At 33.1% G+C, this 18,344-nt stretch carries 25 protein-coding genes and 1 tRNA gene; all 26 read left to right on the top strand.

Annotation, left to right across the window (positions count from 1 at the left end):
• Nucleotides 1-2 precede the first annotated feature (2 nt).
• The 26 genes from IGJ46_RS08150 (at nucleotide 3) to gpG (ending at nucleotide 18,151) form a co-directional block, all read left to right on the top strand.
• A complete protein-coding gene (locus IGJ46_RS08150; RefSeq protein WP_002402487.1) occupies nucleotides 3-644 on the top strand; it encodes a putative HNHc nuclease in 642 nt (213 codons plus the stop codon).
• A 4-nt stretch (nucleotides 645-648) separates the two neighbouring features.
• Nucleotides 649-849 (top strand): hypothetical protein, encoded by a 201-nt coding sequence (locus IGJ46_RS08145; RefSeq protein WP_010715320.1) that lies wholly within the window; start codon nucleotides 649-651, stop codon nucleotides 847-849.
• Entirely contained in the window at nucleotides 849-1,709 is an 861-nt protein-coding gene (locus tag IGJ46_RS08140; RefSeq protein WP_002402489.1) for a helix-turn-helix domain-containing protein, read from the top strand. Before IGJ46_RS08145 ends, IGJ46_RS08140 begins: the two co-directional genes overlap by 1 nt.
• Nucleotides 1,706-2,008 (top strand): hypothetical protein, encoded by a 303-nt coding sequence (locus IGJ46_RS08135; RefSeq protein ID WP_002368214.1) that lies wholly within the window; start codon nucleotides 1,706-1,708, stop codon nucleotides 2,006-2,008. The genes IGJ46_RS08140 and IGJ46_RS08135 overlap by 4 nt, the downstream gene beginning before the upstream one ends.
• Nucleotides 2,009-2,308 carry a MazG-like family protein gene (locus IGJ46_RS08130; protein ID WP_002372047.1) on the top strand — a complete coding sequence of 100 codons (300 nt, stop codon included), beginning with the start codon at nucleotides 2,009-2,011 and terminating at the stop codon, nucleotides 2,306-2,308.
• Nucleotides 2,309-2,316: 8 nt separating this feature from the next.
• Complete coding sequence (locus tag IGJ46_RS08125; protein ID WP_002402491.1) at nucleotides 2,317-2,751, top strand: RusA family crossover junction endodeoxyribonuclease; 435 nt, start codon at nucleotides 2,317-2,319, stop codon at nucleotides 2,749-2,751.
• 906 nt (nucleotides 2,752-3,657) lie between these two features.
• Nucleotides 3,658-4,074 (top strand): ArpU family phage packaging/lysis transcriptional regulator, encoded by a 417-nt coding sequence (locus IGJ46_RS08120; protein WP_010823784.1) that lies wholly within the window; start codon nucleotides 3,658-3,660, stop codon nucleotides 4,072-4,074.
• A 378-nt stretch (nucleotides 4,075-4,452) separates the two neighbouring features.
• Nucleotides 4,453-4,524, top strand: a tRNA-Trp gene (locus IGJ46_RS08115).
• Between the two features lie 264 nt (nucleotides 4,525-4,788).
• Nucleotides 4,789-5,796 (top strand): Kiwa anti-phage protein KwaB-like domain-containing protein, encoded by a 1,008-nt coding sequence (locus IGJ46_RS08110; protein WP_010823783.1) that lies wholly within the window; start codon nucleotides 4,789-4,791, stop codon nucleotides 5,794-5,796.
• A 12-nt stretch (nucleotides 5,797-5,808) separates the two neighbouring features.
• Complete coding sequence (locus IGJ46_RS08105) at nucleotides 5,809-6,408, top strand: hypothetical protein (protein WP_142427736.1); 600 nt, start codon at nucleotides 5,809-5,811, stop codon at nucleotides 6,406-6,408.
• Nucleotides 6,409-6,985: 577 nt separating this feature from the next.
• On the top strand, nucleotides 6,986-7,345 hold the full coding sequence (locus IGJ46_RS08100; RefSeq protein ID WP_010823781.1) for a hypothetical protein: 360 nt from the start codon (nucleotides 6,986-6,988) through the stop codon (nucleotides 7,343-7,345).
• Nucleotides 7,346-7,403: 58 nt separating this feature from the next.
• Nucleotides 7,404-8,207, top strand: a complete 804-nt coding sequence (gene terS / locus IGJ46_RS08095; RefSeq protein ID WP_010823780.1) for a phage terminase small subunit — start codon at nucleotides 7,404-7,406, stop codon at nucleotides 8,205-8,207.
• The gene (locus IGJ46_RS08090) at nucleotides 8,179-9,468 is read left to right on the top strand and encodes a PBSX family phage terminase large subunit (RefSeq protein ID WP_061691125.1); all 1,290 of its coding nucleotides are present in this window, start codon (nucleotides 8,179-8,181) and stop codon (nucleotides 9,466-9,468) included. The genes terS and IGJ46_RS08090 overlap by 29 nt, the downstream gene beginning before the upstream one ends.
• An 11-nt stretch (nucleotides 9,469-9,479) precedes the next feature.
• The gene (locus IGJ46_RS08085; protein ID WP_002393614.1) at nucleotides 9,480-10,967 is read left to right on the top strand and encodes a phage portal protein; all 1,488 of its coding nucleotides are present in this window, start codon (nucleotides 9,480-9,482) and stop codon (nucleotides 10,965-10,967) included.
• Nucleotides 10,942-12,846, top strand: a complete 1,905-nt coding sequence (locus tag IGJ46_RS08080; protein WP_002393613.1) for a hypothetical protein — start codon at nucleotides 10,942-10,944, stop codon at nucleotides 12,844-12,846. Before IGJ46_RS08085 ends, IGJ46_RS08080 begins: the two co-directional genes overlap by 26 nt.
• The gene (locus tag IGJ46_RS08075) at nucleotides 12,847-13,077 is read left to right on the top strand and encodes a hypothetical protein (RefSeq protein ID WP_002380437.1); all 231 of its coding nucleotides are present in this window, start codon (nucleotides 12,847-12,849) and stop codon (nucleotides 13,075-13,077) included.
• A gap of 56 nt (nucleotides 13,078-13,133) precedes the next feature.
• On the top strand, nucleotides 13,134-13,454 hold the full coding sequence (locus tag IGJ46_RS08070; protein ID WP_002380436.1) for a hypothetical protein: 321 nt from the start codon (nucleotides 13,134-13,136) through the stop codon (nucleotides 13,452-13,454).
• 218 nt (nucleotides 13,455-13,672) lie between these two features.
• Complete coding sequence (locus IGJ46_RS08065; protein ID WP_002393977.1) at nucleotides 13,673-14,296, top strand: capsid assembly scaffolding protein Gp46 family protein; 624 nt, start codon at nucleotides 13,673-13,675, stop codon at nucleotides 14,294-14,296.
• A gap of 13 nt (nucleotides 14,297-14,309) precedes the next feature.
• The gene (locus tag IGJ46_RS08060) at nucleotides 14,310-15,197 is read left to right on the top strand and encodes a DUF5309 domain-containing protein (RefSeq protein ID WP_192211421.1); all 888 of its coding nucleotides are present in this window, start codon (nucleotides 14,310-14,312) and stop codon (nucleotides 15,195-15,197) included.
• 28 nt (nucleotides 15,198-15,225) lie between these two features.
• Nucleotides 15,226-15,408 carry a hypothetical protein gene (locus IGJ46_RS08055; protein ID WP_002357032.1) on the top strand — a complete coding sequence of 61 codons (183 nt, stop codon included), beginning with the start codon at nucleotides 15,226-15,228 and terminating at the stop codon, nucleotides 15,406-15,408.
• A 13-nt stretch (nucleotides 15,409-15,421) separates the two neighbouring features.
• Nucleotides 15,422-15,766, top strand: a complete 345-nt coding sequence (locus tag IGJ46_RS08050) for a hypothetical protein (RefSeq protein WP_002357033.1) — start codon at nucleotides 15,422-15,424, stop codon at nucleotides 15,764-15,766.
• Nucleotides 15,763-16,131: a hypothetical protein gene (locus tag IGJ46_RS08045; RefSeq protein ID WP_002357034.1), complete on the top strand. Its 369-nt coding sequence runs from the start codon at nucleotides 15,763-15,765 to the stop codon at nucleotides 16,129-16,131. The genes IGJ46_RS08050 and IGJ46_RS08045 overlap by 4 nt, the downstream gene beginning before the upstream one ends.
• Nucleotides 16,124-16,522: an HK97 gp10 family phage protein gene (locus tag IGJ46_RS08040; RefSeq protein ID WP_002357036.1), complete on the top strand. Its 399-nt coding sequence runs from the start codon at nucleotides 16,124-16,126 to the stop codon at nucleotides 16,520-16,522. The genes IGJ46_RS08045 and IGJ46_RS08040 overlap by 8 nt, the downstream gene beginning before the upstream one ends.
• A gap of 2 nt (nucleotides 16,523-16,524) precedes the next feature.
• Nucleotides 16,525-16,899 (top strand): phage tail terminator family protein, encoded by a 375-nt coding sequence (locus tag IGJ46_RS08035; RefSeq protein WP_002387286.1) that lies wholly within the window; start codon nucleotides 16,525-16,527, stop codon nucleotides 16,897-16,899.
• Entirely contained in the window at nucleotides 16,900-17,748 is an 849-nt protein-coding gene (locus IGJ46_RS08030; protein ID WP_002387287.1) for a major tail protein, read from the top strand.
• Between the two features lie 52 nt (nucleotides 17,749-17,800).
• Nucleotides 17,801-18,151: a phage tail assembly chaperone G gene (gene gpG, locus IGJ46_RS08025; protein WP_002357039.1), complete on the top strand. Its 351-nt coding sequence runs from the start codon at nucleotides 17,801-17,803 to the stop codon at nucleotides 18,149-18,151.
• The last annotated feature ends 193 nt before the right edge of the window (nucleotides 18,152-18,344 follow it).

Genomic DNA, 18,344 nt, shown 5'->3' with positions numbered 1-18,344 from the left:
GAATGATTGGAAAAATCATAAAACACAAAGGAAATAAATTGGCGATTGAGTTTGAGGATGAGATCAACTCGAATTTCCTCAAACTCCTAGCTAACAACGATGACAATTTAGTAAAAGTTGAACTATTAGATAATCGACAAATGTCTCAAAAACAGAATGCACTTTCTCACGTTTTAATAGCTGATATAGCTCGTTGGAGTTATGACGAACCCAAATGGATAGAGGAAGTTCTAAAGTATTATTACGAAGCTAAAAACGGTGTGTATTTTGAACACAGTAAGGCTACACGACATGAGGCAACAGAATGGATTAGTTTTTTAATCGAATTTATTTTGAAAAACGATGTACCACTAGAAAAGAGATACCAATACTTGCTAGAAAATAACAAATGGTTTTATTACTGCCTAAAATATCGTAAGTGTTGTATTTGTGGAAAACATGCCGATGTTTGTCATATCGAGGTAGTCGGTATGGGGCGAAATCGTCAAAAGATTAATCACGAAACATTTACTTTTTACGCTGGTTGCCGTCAACATCATCAAGAAGAACATCAGATAGGAACTAAGAACTTTTTAAACAAATATCAAATTAAACCAGTAAAACTAAACGTTGAAGAACGTAAGAAGTTGAACATTGGAGGTTAACAGTTTGGTAAAGGAATTACTTGTAGAATACAGGCAATTAACATCGAGTCAAAAACTATTTTTTGAACTATTAGCATTTGTCTATATCGGTTCAAGAAATGGTAAAGGAATAGCTATTGAAACACAAACAATAAAAAAAGTCGTTAACGGAGAAATTAAGCATAAATATGTTTATACGGTCGTTGTTGATGAGGAGGATAACTAGTGAATGAACATAGAGGATATTACGCCATTATCCCAGCGATTGTTCGCTATGATAACCACTTAAATGGGAATGCAAAATTATTGTATGGAGAGCTAACGGCATTAGCAAATGAAAAAGGCTATTGTTGGGCAACGAATCAATATTTTGCAAATCTGTATAACGTTAGCAAGCGAACAATTATTTCATGGCTGAAACAGTTAGAAGAAAGAAACTATATAAAAATACAAATTTTTTATAAGCCAAACAGCAAAATGGTAGATCGGAGACATATCTATATCTTACCGTATCCAACTGATACAGAATTTTACACCCCTAGTGAAGAAAATTTCATCACCTATGGAAAAAATCATCAGGAGGGGAATGAAGAAAATTTCACTACCCCTAGTGAAGAAAACTTCACAGAGAATAATACATTAAATAATAATACAAAGAATAATACAAAGAATATATATAGTGTTGAACAAAGTTCAACCATGTCTGAATTATTTGAAAAAGTTTGGAAAACATATCCGAAGAAAACCAATAAGAAAAAAGCCAAAGAGCAATTCTTAAAGAAAATTAAGTCAGATGAAGACTTCGAACGGTTTAAAACAGGATACAAAGCTTATCTTAAGTATATCAAATTAAACGACTGGTATCATCCACAAGAATTGTTCCGCTGGATACGTGATGAACGTTTTAACGATGAATACGACTTGTCTGAAACGACAACGCAAGCAAGATATACGAATCCTCCAGTTAGACAAGAGCAATTACCAGATTGGGTAAATGAACCAAAACAAGAAGAGGAAAAACTATCACCAGAAAAGCAAGCTGAACTTGATAGGCAAATAAAAGAATTTTTGGAGGGCAAGTCATGATTGAAATGAGAGTACTTGATTATCGAATTACTAGTGATGATAAGCAAGTAATCGTAAATAAAGCGAGACGAAACGAACACGGAGAGTTAACCATTTTGACTGATAAAGACGGTACACAAAAAGAATCACTCGCTTTGATTGGTTATTATGGCAATTTAAGTAAGGCTCTCGTCGCAATAGAACGCGATTATGTGCTTTCTAGTGGTAAAACAATACAAACAGTCAAAGAATACAAAAAAGAGCTAGAATCGATTCACAGCAAGCTAAAACGTGAATTAGATTTTGGGGAGGAATTTTAGATGAATGAATTAGTTAAATTAGTGGAAGAATGGGCGAAAGAAAAGCGTTTAGATAAAGCGGAACCTGAAAAGCAAATGCTAAAAGTGATTGAGGAAGTCGGAGAAGTTGGCGCTGCATTGGCAAGAAACAACGAAAACGACTTAAGAGATGGTATCGGGGATATGGTTGTGACGTTAATTATTCTCGCTATGCAAAATAACATGGATTTATACGAATGCTTAAATCAAGCATATAGCGAAATTAAAAACCGCCAAGGAAAAATGGTAAACGGAGTATTCGTCAAAGAAGCCGATTTGTAAGGTTCGAGGTGGAAGAGATGCGAATTATTCTACCGATTGAGCCCAAGCCACAAAGTCGCCCGAGATTTGCAAGGCGTGGAAATTATGTTCAAACTTACGAAGATCGAGCGATGAAAGAATACAAAAATCAAGTAAAGAATTATTTTCGTAAATCAAGAGCAAAGTTGATTGAAAAAGGGCCAATTTCCGCACATGTGACGTTTTACATCCATCCGCCTAAATCTGCCTTAAGTAATAAACAGAAACGCTTAGAAGTGGAATTAGAGCGAAAATATTGTGATAAGAAACCTGACTTGGACAACTATTTCAAAGCAGTCACTGATGCTGCCGAAGGTATTTTATATAAAAACGATGGTCAAATTGCTGTGATGGTTTGCCAAAAGTTGTACAGTATGCGACCACGAACAGAACTAGAAATTACAAGTTTGGAGGAACAAGTGTAGTGGGTAAAACGGGTAAACAGATCAAAGAGAATTATTCGGTTAGAAAGCGAGTAAAGAAGATGATTAAATTTAAAGAATTTAATATTCAATTATTCGACGTTCACATTTATATAAAAAGGCTAAGTAGTTTTAAAACCAACAAAAATAGTATAAAAAAACTAACTAGTTTCCGCTAGCTAGTTATAGATACATTTTCATCTCAGATAGAGACAATTAATAATACATTACTATGAAATTTAAGGCAACAAAAAAAGCCAGCTGACCACTAGCTGACTTATGTGGTAGAAACAACTGTTTTCCGCCAGTTGTTCTTTAGGTGTGAGTTAGCACTTTCCCCAAATAAAGTGCTATTAAATAGCCGATTAAAAATCGACAATAAATCTCTTGTAGAGACGTGTACTACTATTAACTGTTTACCAGAAGTTAATGTAGAAAAGGAGGAAATTTATTTCATAAATAAAATCCCCAAGAAAGTTAAAGTGATTATACCATTGAAAAATAGATTTGAAAATACTTTCTATGCCAAAAATATTTATTAGATGGAAAATATCAAATGAATAAAGATGATGTGAAAGATGACGAATGGAAGATTGTAAAATACTGTAGAATTATTATTGTTTTCTTTATAGTCAACCAATAATTTGTTGACTACAAACATGTATGAGTGATGAATATTTTGATAAATAAATAGCCAGTCGGTTTCCGCCGACTGGCTGAGAAGTGAATAGCTATTGGAATAGTATTCTTAGTATAATTTATATCATATAGAGTCGCTGATGAGCAAAGGATAAGCATTACTTATATATATTTGGATAAATAAAAAAAGCTACTTAGTTTCCGCTAAGCAACTCTTAAATGATGATATGTTTATTATAAATTATTATACCACAAAAGGAGCGATTTCACTTGATTAAATTGCTAAGAGAAGTAGATTTTCGACAAACAAAAGCGAATGCCAGAAATGTGTTGAAGAACTTTAGACGTTTAGAGCGAATAGCTGGTCGCTCTTTGATAGATTTAAAATCACCAATTATTACAGATATGCCTAAAAGCCAAAGTCACGGGAATAAAGCAGAAGATGCGCTAGTACAATTAGCAGATGCAGAAGCAGAAAGAGACGCAATTTTATCTGCGCTTATGGCATTGAGCCTAACTAGCAGACAAATTTTGCATTATAGTTTCTGTGTGCAGGATCATTACTCTAATTACAAGATAGCTAGGGAAGTTGGATATTCTGAAAGAAGTATTCAACGTATGAAATCAGAAGCTTTAATTGAATTTGCTGAAGCGTATCGAAATGGAAAAATAATCGCCTATAGATAAAATTTTTGGCGGTTTTTTGGCGGAAAGTTGGCGGTTTTTATCAATATTTAGATGTTACTATGGTAGTGTCGAAAGATAAGGAAACGAGGTAAGGCATGCATTACCTATCTTAGCTCCGTTTCATTTATCTTTTGAGGCTACCTACAAAAAATAAAGAATAAGGATGTGGAAAGTCCAGTTCTTTCTGTCTCGTTTAGTCATAGGTAGCAAATATTGCAATAAACTTGGCATGAAGCTTACACGTAGACGTACGCTGAAAGCCTTCGTCAAGATAGCGCTATGTAAGTTGCAATGATCACTCACAAATCAGACGTTCTCAAAAATAAAAGAATGGGGTGTAATTCCTCTCTCTTTTTTCTACAGGTTTGTGAGTGTTAATGGAATATAGCTTAAATGGTAGAGCAGCGGTCTCCAAAAACGTCGGTATAGGTTCGACTCCTATTGTTCCAGTAAGTAGCTTTTGCTGCTTAAATAAAATTAGGATCGTCAATAGATGTTTCTACTACATTCATGATGAGACACTAGCAAGCTGGTGTCTCTTTTTTATTTGTAAGTACTAGTTACACTTGACCGAACATTAGTTCTCGTTTATGATATAAATTGTAAACCTTATAATTATATCTACTAGAAAGAAGTCAAGAAAAATGCTTGTTTTCCTGGCTTCTTTTTGATTTAATTAAAACAGTAGATGTTAATTACAAGGAGCTGTATAAAATGCAAAACGAATCTAAAGTTATCGATAATTTATTTAATCATAAAAACTTGGATGAATTATCAACTGAATTTTTTTATTTAAGACATGTAAACCTAGATGAAAAATATAAGGCTGTAGAGGTTAAGGTATCTACTGAAATAGTTAGTTGGATAAAAGAAGATATTAAAACTAATCTTAAAAGTTTTTGGGATGAGCAAAATAAAAAATTTAATATAAAAAATTATAATCATGAATTAACGATTAATGATACAATTGCTAAATTAGATTTGTCTGTTGATACTATGACAGAGTTGAATCTCACTAAAGAAAAGATGATTGAATCAACAATTAATAAAGATAAAAATGCAGATGAGTTGAAAAATAGTAATTTTAATTTAATTAAGTTTTCTATTAAAGAAGATTACGTTTATTTTGGTTATTATAAAGGAACAAAAAAAAATGGGAAAAAAATAAAACACCTGATTTTTGAAGGCGATAAGTTTGTGGAAAACACACATACTATGATTGATTTAGGAGGACCTATCTCATTCATTATTCATAAAAAAAATGTGTATATAATTCAACCAAGAAATTTTGAATTTGCCTTCAAATATAGCGATCATATAACAAAAAAAAGGACTGAAAATATCAATAAATTAATAGAATTACCTTTTTTTCCAGATGAAGAAACAAAAGAAATATTTCGTAAAAAAGCATCGAATCATCTATATTCTAGAGGGTTAGCGAATATGAATGAATCGATATTTAACGAAATAACTAACTATTATAACGAAAGATGTAAAGAATTAAAGATAATATATGATAATATTTCTTCTAACGATGCAGTTAAAGATGAATTACAAAAAGAAAAAGGAATATTGATTGATTTGATACCATTTATAGACTTTGACAATAATAACAGTCTCATTATAAATGAAAATTCTGATATTAAACCCTTGTTACATTTGTTTCAAGACAAGATAGTAGAAACTTATTTAACTAGAAAAATAAAATCAATGTTTGAGTAAGGACGTGTAAAAATGCCAAGTGTAGAGATAAAAAAATGTATAGAACTTGGTTTTTGGATAGTTAGTTACTCTCCTGTTTTTTTAATTATTATGTACAACTTTTTTATAAAAACGGAAAGGATGAATAACTTAGAACAAGTGTTATGGTTCTCAGGGATAGCTTTAGTTACTGTTATTTTGTATAGAACAACAATGAAATGCTTTATGAAAAAACAAAATAAAAATATAGATGAAGATACTCAAAACAAGAAGTTACAATTAAGAAAGAAGAATTCACTTTCATTAGAGCAATATAGTTTTTTTATATTATCTTTAATGCTACCATTTATATTTGAATCTACTGAAAATGTATTCGATTTATTATTGGTATTAACATTGGTATCTATAATAATTGCAATAATGATTAAAATGAATCAAATTATAGTCAATCCAATATTTTTATTTTCTAAAGTTAATATATATAGTGGTGAAATACAAAAAATAGGAAACGAGAAAACTCAAAAAATTGCATTTATTACAGAACTTTCAAATAATGAATTGGAGAGTGAAACTGAGTTCAAATATGAAGAATATTTTAATAATGTATATATATTAAGAAAAGTGAATCCCTAGTCATCGTATAAGCGATAACTATTTCAAATTTAAAGATAAATATTAATTATAAATCATTATGAAGACTACTCACTATATTGAGTGGTCTTTTTTTCGTACATAAAAAAGCCACTAGAAATGGGATCTAGTGGCTAGGTAGCGTTAGTGAAAATCTCGTGTCACTTGTAGTTTATGAACTTTAGCTATTATGAAAGAGTGCTACCTAAAACAAGTGTAACACAGCTGTCAAGTTTTGTCGGATATTTGGATTGTTTTCACATGAAAAACCACCAGATAAAATATCTAGTGGACAGACAGCAGATTATGTTTTGAAATAATTGGAAGTGTTACATGAAGCAAAAGGGAGTTGCTGTCTTTCAGTGAGTATAACAGGAATTAAAGTGTTTGTCTTACAATAAACAAATATACATAAAAACAATTAGGAGAGAGCATTAAAAAGGATATCAGATTTTTAATTTAACCTACATTTTATCGAGGTCGTTTACATTTGACTATTGTATTTAAATTTTCAATACTCGACCAACGCCCAATAAACTAAAACAATATTGTATACTTATTAAAGAAGGAGGTGGTATAAATGAATAGAATAGTTATTCCTTTTGACAAAGAAGATATATCTGTGGATGAAATAAAAGAACATATTGATTATTATGTTGAATTAGCAAATAAAGGCGAAGAACTTGTAGGGTCAGGGGATAAAAAAGAAGCTAGGGATATTTTAAGAGAAATCAACAAAAATCTGTTGAAAGAATTCAACTATTATGATAAACCCAATGTTTTTGAAATCATAGATGAAAAAGAGTTATATTGTTGTTATTATTGGGCAGTATTGGAAGCTCATGCACAACAAAATAACAAAAATTTGTATGATGCCTTAGCCCCAAACCTTTATAATATTAAAAGTTATATAAAGTATCATATGGCAGGAAAAATATAGGAATCAATATAAAAAACAAAACTCAACGATAGATGAGGAATGAGGTGGTGTTAATTGAATGGCTAGAAAAAGAGACCCGCGCCGAGATGAAGCTAAGAAAATTTGGCTGGATTCAAACGGCAAAAAGGTTCTTAAAGAATTAGCTAATGAACTAAATGTTTCAGATTCTCAAATTAGAAAATGGAAATCGATTGATAAATGGAGTGCTGAATTGAAAGGTAATGTTACCAATGCAAAAGGTAACGTTACTAATCGAGGAGGCGCTCCTTTTGGTAATCAGAACGCAGTAGGCAACAAAGGTAATAGCCGAGCCTCGCCACCACTTGGTAATAAGAACGCTATTAAAACTGGCGAATACGAAATAATATTTGCCGATATGTTATCTGATGAAGAAAAGGACATCTATTCTAATCTGAATGATGATCCTTTTTTTATTTTGAATGATGAGATTCGCTTATTAAAGGTACGGCAGTTTAGAATGATGAAACGTATCAAAGAAGCTGAAAAAGGACTAAATGATGAAGAAGTTGAACGGTTACAACAGCTAAGGAAAATTAAAACACCGATTGAAAAAGACGGTAGAAAGCTAGAAATAAAACGTGAAGTTATGCAAGACGTTCAAGTAACTCGTAAAACATTTAGAAAGTTAGATGACATCTTAGCTATTGAAGATGCGTTGACTAGAATTAGCAATCAGTTAACAAAGGCTGTTAAGCAACAGAATGCCTTGCTAGCAAATGATGCCAAATTACAATTGTTGAAAGTTCAAACTGAAAAAGCTAAAGCTAGTTTAGGTGCTACAAGTGGAGACATGGATATGCCAGTTTTTATTGATGATATATCAGGTGATGGATATGAGTAAAAAACTATCTGAATTTCTTCCTAAAGCATTTCATACTACTTGGAAGGTAGCATTAAACTCAAATATATTACATGTTGTTGAAAAAGGTGGCCGTGGGTCAGGTAAATCATCTGGCATAGCGCACATAATCGTTCAATTGATTATGAGATATCCTGTAAATGCTGTGGCCATTAGATACGTTGATAATACGATTGAGCTATCTATTTTTGAACAGATTAAGTGGGCAATTGAAGAACAAGGTGTGTCTAAGTATTTTAAAGTAAATAAAAGTCCTATGAAAATCACCTATAAGCCTAGGGGGAATTATATTGTTTTTCGTGGCGCACAGAATCCAGAAAGAATTAAGTCATTAAAGGATTCAAGATTTCCATTTGCTATAGCTTGGATTGAGGAATTAGCCGAGTTTAAAACAGAAGATGATGTAAAAACCATAACTAACTCATTGCTACGTGGTGAATTAGCAGATGGTCTTTTTTATAAATTCTTTTATTCGTACAATCCTCCTAAGCGACGACAATCATGGGTTAATAAGAAATATGAATCTAGCTTTCAACCTGAGAATACTTTCGTTCATCATTCAACATATAAGGATAATCCATTCATAGCTCAAGCATTTATTGAAGAAGTTAATGCTACGAGGGCTAAGAATCCGAAACGTGCTGAGTGGGAGTATGACGGCAAAGCTATTGGTTCAGGAGTTGTTCCTTTTGATAATCTACGAGTAATAAAAGGATGTATTACTGATGAAATGGCTGCTAACTTTGACAATATCAGAAATGGTCTTGACTTTGGTTATGCTACTGATCCATTAGCATTTGTTAGATGGCATTATGACAAAAAGAAAAATGGCATCTATGCTATTGATGAAATTTATGGTGTGAAAATTAGTAATAGGGAATTTGCTAATAAAGCTAAGTCTAAAGGATATATATCAGATAGAATTGCAGCTGATTCAGCAGAGCCTAAATCAATAGCAGAGCTAAACAGTGAACATGGTATGCCACGAGTTTTCGGAGTAAAAAAAGGTCCTGATTCTGTTGAGTATGGCGAAGAATGGTTAGGCGATTTGGATTTTATTTGTATTGATCCATTAAGAACTCCTAACATTGCTAAAGAATTTGAGAATATTGATTATCAAACTAATAAAGACGGTAATCCTAAACCTAGGTTAGAAGATAAAGACAACCATACAATTGATGCGACAAGATATGCTTTCAGTGAAGATATGGATAAAAATAATGTGAGATTTATCCAATATTAGGAGGTGGGAAAATGTTTCAAAACAATTTAAGTTTGAAGCGGTATAAAAGAGTGCGAACAAAATATTCTACACAAATTAATGAAGAAGTTTTCGATCCTAATGATTTTATTACTGAAATGAAGCCATTTTTTGATGATAGAGAGCGTAAGTACAAAGCCTATACAAGCGAACAAAATGAGATCGATAGAAGACCTAAACCAAACACAGAGATTATAAAAGTGAATAATAAACTTCATGCTGGTTTATACAATACTATTGTCGACCAAGCAGCTGACCATTTCACAGGCATTCCAATTAAGTGGGATTATGATATTACCGAACAACGCAAATCTATATTGCAAAAAATGGGTTCAAAGGTAAAAGACTTGTTTTCAGGGAATGTCAGAAATGAGACAAAAACTCCTGAAGAATTCGACAAATTAGCAGAGTTAGTAAACGATATGCGGTTTGCCATGCTTGATTCTGATACAGCTCGGTTTCAAGGAGCTTGTGGTGTTGCTTTTCGTTTGTTAGAACCTGTTGAAACCGTGGAAGGTTGGCAATTATGGGCGAGCAATATCGAACCATGGAAAGCTGAAAAATACGAAAATGCAGATATCTTTATTCGTGAAAAATACGATACACATCAAAAAAAATTTTTCGAAGAAATGAAAGTCATTACTAAAAAAAGAATATGTATATATAGCAGATATGTTGAATCTAATTTAGTCAGTGCATCTGGAACATTTAAATTGATTGAGGAAGTAGAAAACCCGCTAGAAACGTTTTACTTATCAGAATTTAAAAATAACACGAATCGTTATTGCGATTTTGAAGTGGCGGAAGAACTTTCTGATGCATTTGATAGAAGCTTATCAGACCAACAAAACGAAGTTGAACAGTTTAAACTTGCTTATATGGCCATTAGTGGCTCACGATTAGATGAAAAAGAAGCACAAAGAATGATGGAACAATTAGGTATTATTAATTTGCCGGATCCACAAGCTAAGGTTGGGTATGTAACGAAAGACATTAATAAAGATTTCAACGAGTATCATCTTGATAAGCTGAAAAAGCTTTATTACACGGTAACTAAGTCAATCGATTTCAATGATGAAGTATTTAAGTCTAATAGCTCTGGCGAAGCTCGCAAATGGCAAATTATTGCACTAGAAGCTAAAACAAATACTAAAGAACAGTATTTTAAAGAAGGATTGAAAGAAGCAGCTGAGACGATGTCTGCCTTTATTAAATTTAGGGATAAATTAGATGTTGATGTGTCAAAAATTGTATTCACATTCAGTCGTAGCTTGCCAACAGACATCGGTTATCTTGCTGATGCATTGCCTAAACTTTCACCGTTTGTATCCAAACGAACAATTATTAATCAGATTCCATTTGTTAAAGACCCAGATTATGAAATGGACTTGATGAATTTAGAACAAGGTCAAGATTATCCTAGCGGTGAATATGATGAACTAGGTGGTGCAGGTAATGACGAAGAAGAAAACAACGGCTAGTGAACGTTATTGGGAAAAACGTCGTGAATTAGAAGATAAAGCACGTTTGAAACTGGAAAAGAAAACTCTTAATGAGCTAGAATCTGTTTTCGAACGTGCTTTAGTTAAAATTCAAAGACAGCTGTTGTCACAAGCAGATTTACACGATATCACTCAAAGTGAAATGCTAGAAGACTTTAGCAAACAAGATCAAGAGAAGTACCGCAAGTATATCGAAAAAAACTATGAAAAGTTGATGGAATCAGATGAAGCTTATAAACAATTCATTGATGAATATTTTCCATCCTTTGACTATGCGAAAGTTAATCGCTTGTTACAATTACGAGCAGACATTTTTTCTACCCTTGCAGGTGAAGCAATAACTAGTGATGTTAACGGTAAATTTAATAACGACTTAGAGAATATCACAAAACGAATCTACAATTCTAATTCTAATGCGTTGATACAATTATTAGGCGGTTCAGCACCTGGTTTAACTAAGAATGAACTAGAAAACATCATGAACTATCCGTGGAGCGGAAAAACATTTTCATCTCGTTTATGGGGCAATATATCAACCTTAGAGCAACGTTTGAGCAATTCCATTATTAATTCATTGGCAAGTGGTGAAGGAGTTGTGGAAGCTCTTAGAACGATGAAAAACGATGGTGTTATTAGCGGTATGTTTAAGTTGGAACAAGGAAAGTTTAATCGTTCGATTGAAAATCTTGTTAGAACGGAATATTCACATTTTGCGGTAGAAGGTGTAAGAAAATCGCTAAAGGATATAGGTGTTAAGCAAACACAAAGCTGGTCGGCAGAAGATGAGCGTGTTTGTTCTATTTGTGGTGGACGTCATGGAAAAGAGATTAAAGATGATTGGCATCCACCGTATCATGGACGTTGCCGTTGTACTGAAATACCAATTGTTCCTGAAATTAGCGATGACATAGATAAATTGTATGAAGAGATGTTTGGTGATTTATTGGATGAATTCGCAAGTAAGCAGTGGGGTATTAAATTAAATCATCCAAAAGTTAGTGCAACTAAACTCGATTTAAAATCCGTATTAGACAAAACAAACATGCAAGAAGCTTTAGGAAAAGAAAATTATTCTAATTTTTTAGATCATTTAGATGGGATAACTGACCAAAGGGTGCTAAACTTAATAAATGTGATAGGGCATAAGTTGGAGTTTAAAGACATCAAAGAAGTAAGAGCATTTGCACAAGGAAAATCAATTCAACTTAGTCAAAAATCATTTGATGGGGATAGGGGTGTTAATCCTTATCAAACAGTTTATCATGAGATAGGACATGCTTTGGATCATCTTGGGCTTGAAGTATTAACAGGAAAAAATACGATGCCGACAGGAAAACTGATAAAAAGAAAGCTAGGAAGACGAACCACTTTTATAGAAGTGCATATAACACACGCATCGTCACTTTCTGAGTATAACATTAAAGAAGCGCTAGAACGCGATTTTTGGAAATATGTAAACGGAGATTTGCCATCCTATAATGATTTAGGTAATAGACCTAGAAATGCGGATAAGAAAAAGGCTTATGATGACTTAAGGGCGGAAATTTATAAAAAAAATACAGAGAACTTACAAAAAACTAGAGAACGATTATCAAAAATAGTTAGGGAAAATCCTAACTCAGTATCCGCTATTTCAGATATGATTGAATCTATAGGTTCTCTAGGAGACTATCCGTTAGGTTTTGGTCACGGCAAGCGCTATTGGCAAACAACAGGTAGCACAGAAACGGAATTTTTTGCACATATGACAGAAGTGGTTGCTAACGATAAGTCAAGAGAATTAATGAAAGAGATTTTTCCGACAGCAGTAAGCCAATGGGAAAAATTAGTAGATGATATTTTAAAGGCGGTGAAATAAGTGTTTAGTTGCGAAGATGGCGCATGGTCTATTATTGATGATGCAGTTAAAAAGTATGAACAACATTTCCATGATGAGTTTCCAATATATGAATATATCGATGTAACAAAGAGTGATGACTTCGATTTTTCTATTCTAGGTGCAAAAAAATTAGCGAAATTCATTGATGAGCATATTAAAGAAAATAAATCGGTCCACGTCCCGTCAGATTACCATAGCAGACTTTACTAAGCACTTAAAGGATAACTTTGAGTGCTATTTTTATACCCTAAATTGGAGGTGAGATCATGAAAGGATTATTCGAAGCAGTATTAAATCTAGAAGTTACCAATGGTACAGAAAAAGCCTATAAAAAAGCTTTTGAACAAGAAAACGAACGATACTTAACCAAACACACTTTGAGAGATGGCAACGGTAATATCGTCAAAGATGAGCTTAAATCAGTTTGGGGTGGTAATTATTGTCACGTTGATATTTTGTATTCGTTACCAGGTAAAAAAAGTAAATTAACTATTTCGATTGTGTCTAGGACTCTGCAAAACGTAAAAGATGCTGTCACTGATTATCAAATGTTAGGTGCTGAACTGGTCCATAAGAATTGGAAGTGATTAGATGGATCCCTATGATTACTTAGATGCAGATTATGAAGAGCATTTACTAAGAGAAGAAAAGCAATTAAAGTCTGACGAAAGTTAGGCTTTTTATTTTGTCCGAAATGACGTTAAACTAGCGCAATGCTGGGCTTAATTGAATGGTGGGGCGCAATAAATAAATCTAAAGCAATGCGGGGCGATTAGTCGAATCGTGGAGCGAAAGGAGAAACAAAATGAAACCAAACCTATTACCAATGAATTTACAAATGTTTGCTGAAGAAGACGGTGGTACAAACTTCACTTTCGATGATTTTAAGGCATTTGTAGAATCAAATGAGGAAGCACAAAAATTTGTACAATCACAGTCACAATCAGCTGCAGATAAACAATTAGAAGCTTGGAAACAAAATAATCTTGAAAAAATCAAGGAAACAACAATCAAGGAGTATGAAGAATCTAAGAAAAATAAAACTCCTGAACAAATTAAATTAGAAGAATTACAGGCTGAATTTGAAGCTGAAAAGGCATTACGTGTGACTAGTGATAATAAGGCTTTTGTTGCAGAAAAAATTGCTGGCTTAGATTGGGACGGGGATTTGAAAGATTCTATTTCTCAATTTATGTTAAATAATCTTGTTAGTTCAGATACTGAATTTACTAAGAAGGCTGTAGAAGGCTTTACAGAGCTTTTAGAAGCAATAAATGATAAGCATGCAGAAGCTATTAAAAATGTAGAAATGACTAAAGCTTTTGGTAATAAATCGCAACAAACCAACATGGTAACTGGTAATCAAACAAAATCGTTTGAAAATCCAGAGGCAGCATTAGGACAAAAATTACAAGCATTTATCGATTAGGAGGAAACTACAAATGAAAAAAAGTTCATTAAATAATCTTGAGTATTTAGATATTTCACAGGAAGTTAATGCATTACAAGTTCCAAATACACCATTTTTAAGCTATTTGTTAGGCGCAGGCAAAGTTGAAGCTACCAAGTCAACTGAGATTAAATGGCGAGAATACGGCATAAATAATGATGATTCATCTGCTCAATTAGAAGGCGGAGAATACGCAGATGCGGAATCTGATCGTACATGGTTTAACAACTATACTGAAATTTTCAGAAAATCAACTTCTGTATCTGGCACATTAGATGCTATTAATGTAGATGGTGTAGGAAATGAATTGAATAGCCAAGTAGCTCTTCGTGCTACAGAAATGAAAATTGACTTAAATCGTAAATTGATTGTTGGTGTAAAGGCTGATGAATCTGGTTCTAAAGGTCGTCAGATGAACGGAATTTTAAATTTGATTAGCTCAACGAATAAAGTCGAAACAGCAGCTGCGGGGGCAGTAACAAGAAAAGATATTGATGCCTTATTTAAAACAATGTTCCAAAAAGGATACATGGGCGAAAAATTATGTTTAGTAGCACCTGATATGCAAGAATTAATGACTGATCAGTTGGATGAAAAATCAACAAAAATTGTGCAATTTGGCGATAAACTTACTTTTGGATTGCAACTTGGAAATATTGTCTCAAATTACGGCTCAGGAATTGCGTTAATTGAACCTAATTTACCTAATGGAACAATCGCAGCTATTGATACTAATTATGTAAAATTACGTCCACTACGTGAATGGCGTGCGGAAGAATTAGCAAAAACAACAGATTCAAGACGGATTGGATTAGTTGGTGAGTATTCAATTGAATACAAAGCTTCTAATTCTGGAGCAATCTTGAACTTGAAAGCCTAAAATATAATAACGAAGGAGGAAATTAAAAATGGCAACAGCAAAAAAAGAAGTAACCTATCGTGTGCTTGACAAGAAAAACTTTGTGGGCTTTATGCATCCTAAAACAAAAAAATTTATCACAGCAAACGAAAATAATGAATTTGTAGTTTCAGAAGATGACAAAGAAGCTATTGAGATATTAGAACGTGCTGCAGATACTTTTAAAGTTTAGGTAATGATGCTTTATGGTTGATGAAAAAAAAGAAGAAATCGTTGAGAAAATTCAATTGATGCTACCTAACGCTTCTGAAGATAGGATTTTGTCTGTTTTAAACCTTGTTATCTTTGAAATCAATTCTTACAATACTTGCAAAATTGATATTGCTTGGGACGAGTTTGAACAACTTATAATTGAGGTTATCTACAAAGCTTTAAAAAACGAAATAGATAAGTCTGTAGCTAGTGTAAAACGTGGTGATACATCAATTAGTTATGTAGTTGAATCAAAAGACATACAATCACTCATGAAGAACTATAGCAGTGCTATTAAACGTATTTTAGGCTGTGATAGCGGGGTGTTTTTCTATTGAATGAAGCAGAAATTTTAGCAGCTACTTATTTTGATACCTGTGTTATTGAGAGAATGAGCGATATTGAAAATACGGAAAGTGGGATTACTGAACAAGTTTATTTTCCAATTCATGTTGGCAAGTTACCCTGTGCTTTCTCTCAAGGAAGTATGGGGAACTTACCTGTAATAGAAAACAAAGAAGCGTTTAATATCTCTTATGAAGAACAAAAACTTTTTTTAGAACCTAATATAAAAGTTAAAAAAGGAGATAGAATAACTATTACTCAAGGTACAGGTCAAAAACATGTGTTATTTTCAAAAAAACCTTTTTATTATCCAAGCCATATAGAAGTAGTGCTATCAGGAAGTTCAATTGATGAGTAAAAGCGATCTTAGAATGAAATCAAATGCTGATAAAGTTATTGCAAATTTAAAGAAAATGACACCCATTGCTGAAAAAGAAGGTGCTGCAATGGTGAATGATTCGTTAGCTAAAATTTATCAGTTAATTGTACCTATGACACCAATTAAATCGGGTGATTTAAGACGAGGCTATCGAATCATTAAAGCTAGAAAGTTGTCTAGTGGTCGTATCGTGGGAGCATTGATTAATAATGAAAAATACTTTAGATATGTAAACGATGGCCACCGAACAAAAAATGGCGGATTTGTTAAAGGCAGATTTATGTTGCAAAAATCTAATAAATTAGCTAATGCAACATATATTCCGAAACGATTTAAACAAATGGCGATTATCATTGTTAAGAAAGGATAGATATGTACGATAAAATTTTAAAAATGCTTACTGACACAATAAAACAGTTCTCGGATGCACCTATCTATCTTGATAATGTGATGCAATCGTCAGAACCGTTTTATTTCGTTTTGAGCGTAGAAGAAAGCATGACTGATAATGTAGGTCAAAACGTTCAAAATAAAGCATACAATGTTGATATTGCACTGGTTGATAGTAAGAAAGATAAACAATTAGTAAAAAGCCTAACAGAAAGCTGTGGGGCTTTTTTTAATGTGTTGAATTTGGACGGAAACGAATTGTTTCCAGAAGATTATCAAACGTTTAAAACAGACGGAATTCAACATATCAATTTTAATGTTGCGTTCCCTCAATTAATTGAATGGAGTGAAAAATAGATGGCAAAAAAGAAAAATGTAAGTGTCATTTCTGTAGAGAAGCCAACGTGGTTCCCACTAACAGACGAAACGGGCGCTTTTCCAGTTTACGGAGCGCCAATTACAATCGGTACTGCTGTAAGTATCAAACCAGATGTTACAACAGAAACAACGCCTGACTATGGCGATAGTGTAGTTCAAGATCAGTATGTTGCATTTGGTGGTGCAGAAGTTACTTTAGAAACAAACGGCTACCAAAATGAAGTTTTAGCTGAAATTACAGGGGGAAAAAAATTAAAGGGTGGCGTATTGCGGTCTGCGGATGATATTGCATCAGATGGCGCATTTGCTTATCGTCGCCGAAAATCGAACGGTAAATATCGCTATACGATTTTCTATAAAGGAAAATTTGCTTTAACATCTGATGAAACATCTACATTAGAAGGAAGTTCAGTATCTTATACCCATCCAGAATGGACGGGGTCTTTCGTTGATGTTCCAGGGTTGGGTTATATGTATTCCGTGGATGAAGACGATGAAGGTGTTGACTTAGAGATGATTAAAAACTGGTTTACTGAGGTAATGGATCCACGTAAAGAAAATACTACTGCTGTTACTGGTGTAACTTTAGACCAAACAGAGTTAAATTTAAAAGTTGGCCAAACAGCAACCTTAACACCGACAATTACACCAGATAACGCCTCAAATAAAAAATATCAGTTCCGTTCAGAAAGTGAGGCTATTGGAACTGTAACACCAATTCAAGGGAAGGTTACTGCTGTAGGAGAAGGGACAACGGAAATCGTAGTCACAACAGAAGATGGTAACTTTACCGCAAAATGTACATTAAATGTAACAACAGCAGATTAAAAATAACAGTTTAGGACGACCTTGTCGTCCTATTTTATATGGAGGAATTAAAATGGCAAGTAAATTTCAACAAAAAATTAAATTAATGATTAAAGATGGAAGCAAATATACTACAAAACAATTCACGTCGGCAGAATTTTTACCAGGTTCAGTCATGGATACAGGTACGGATTTACAAATCAGGTTAGAAGAAGCAACAAAAACAAATGATATGGAAGCAATTCGTCCTATTTTAAGAGAATGCTATGACTTTATTGCTGACGTTATTTTTGAAAAACAGTTTACTGGACAAGAATATATTGACGGTATGGATGCTCGTGAATTATTGAAAATTACAGCTCAATTGTTAGGTTCTGTTACTTCTGGTTATGATGCAATTTATTCTGAACAGAAAAAAAAGTAACGGAACTTTTATATCATCCTCATTTTAAGTACACGCCACAATATCGAGAAGCAGAACTAAAAAGTTCGCTTCTTGAGAATGGGTGGACTTTAAATGAGATCGAAAACACAGATTTAAACGAGCTTTTGAAAATTTATGCATTTAAAGATGCTGTAGACGAATTTGAAAATATCAAATATCTTGATGAAAATAC

The organism is Enterococcus sp. AZ120 (assembly GCF_050546165.1).
In the GTDB taxonomy this organism is placed as follows: Bacteria; Bacillota; Bacilli; order Lactobacillales; family Enterococcaceae; genus Enterococcus; species Enterococcus faecalis.
Note: the sequence above shows the minus strand (reverse complement) of the source record. Positions and strands in the feature narration are given on the sequence as shown.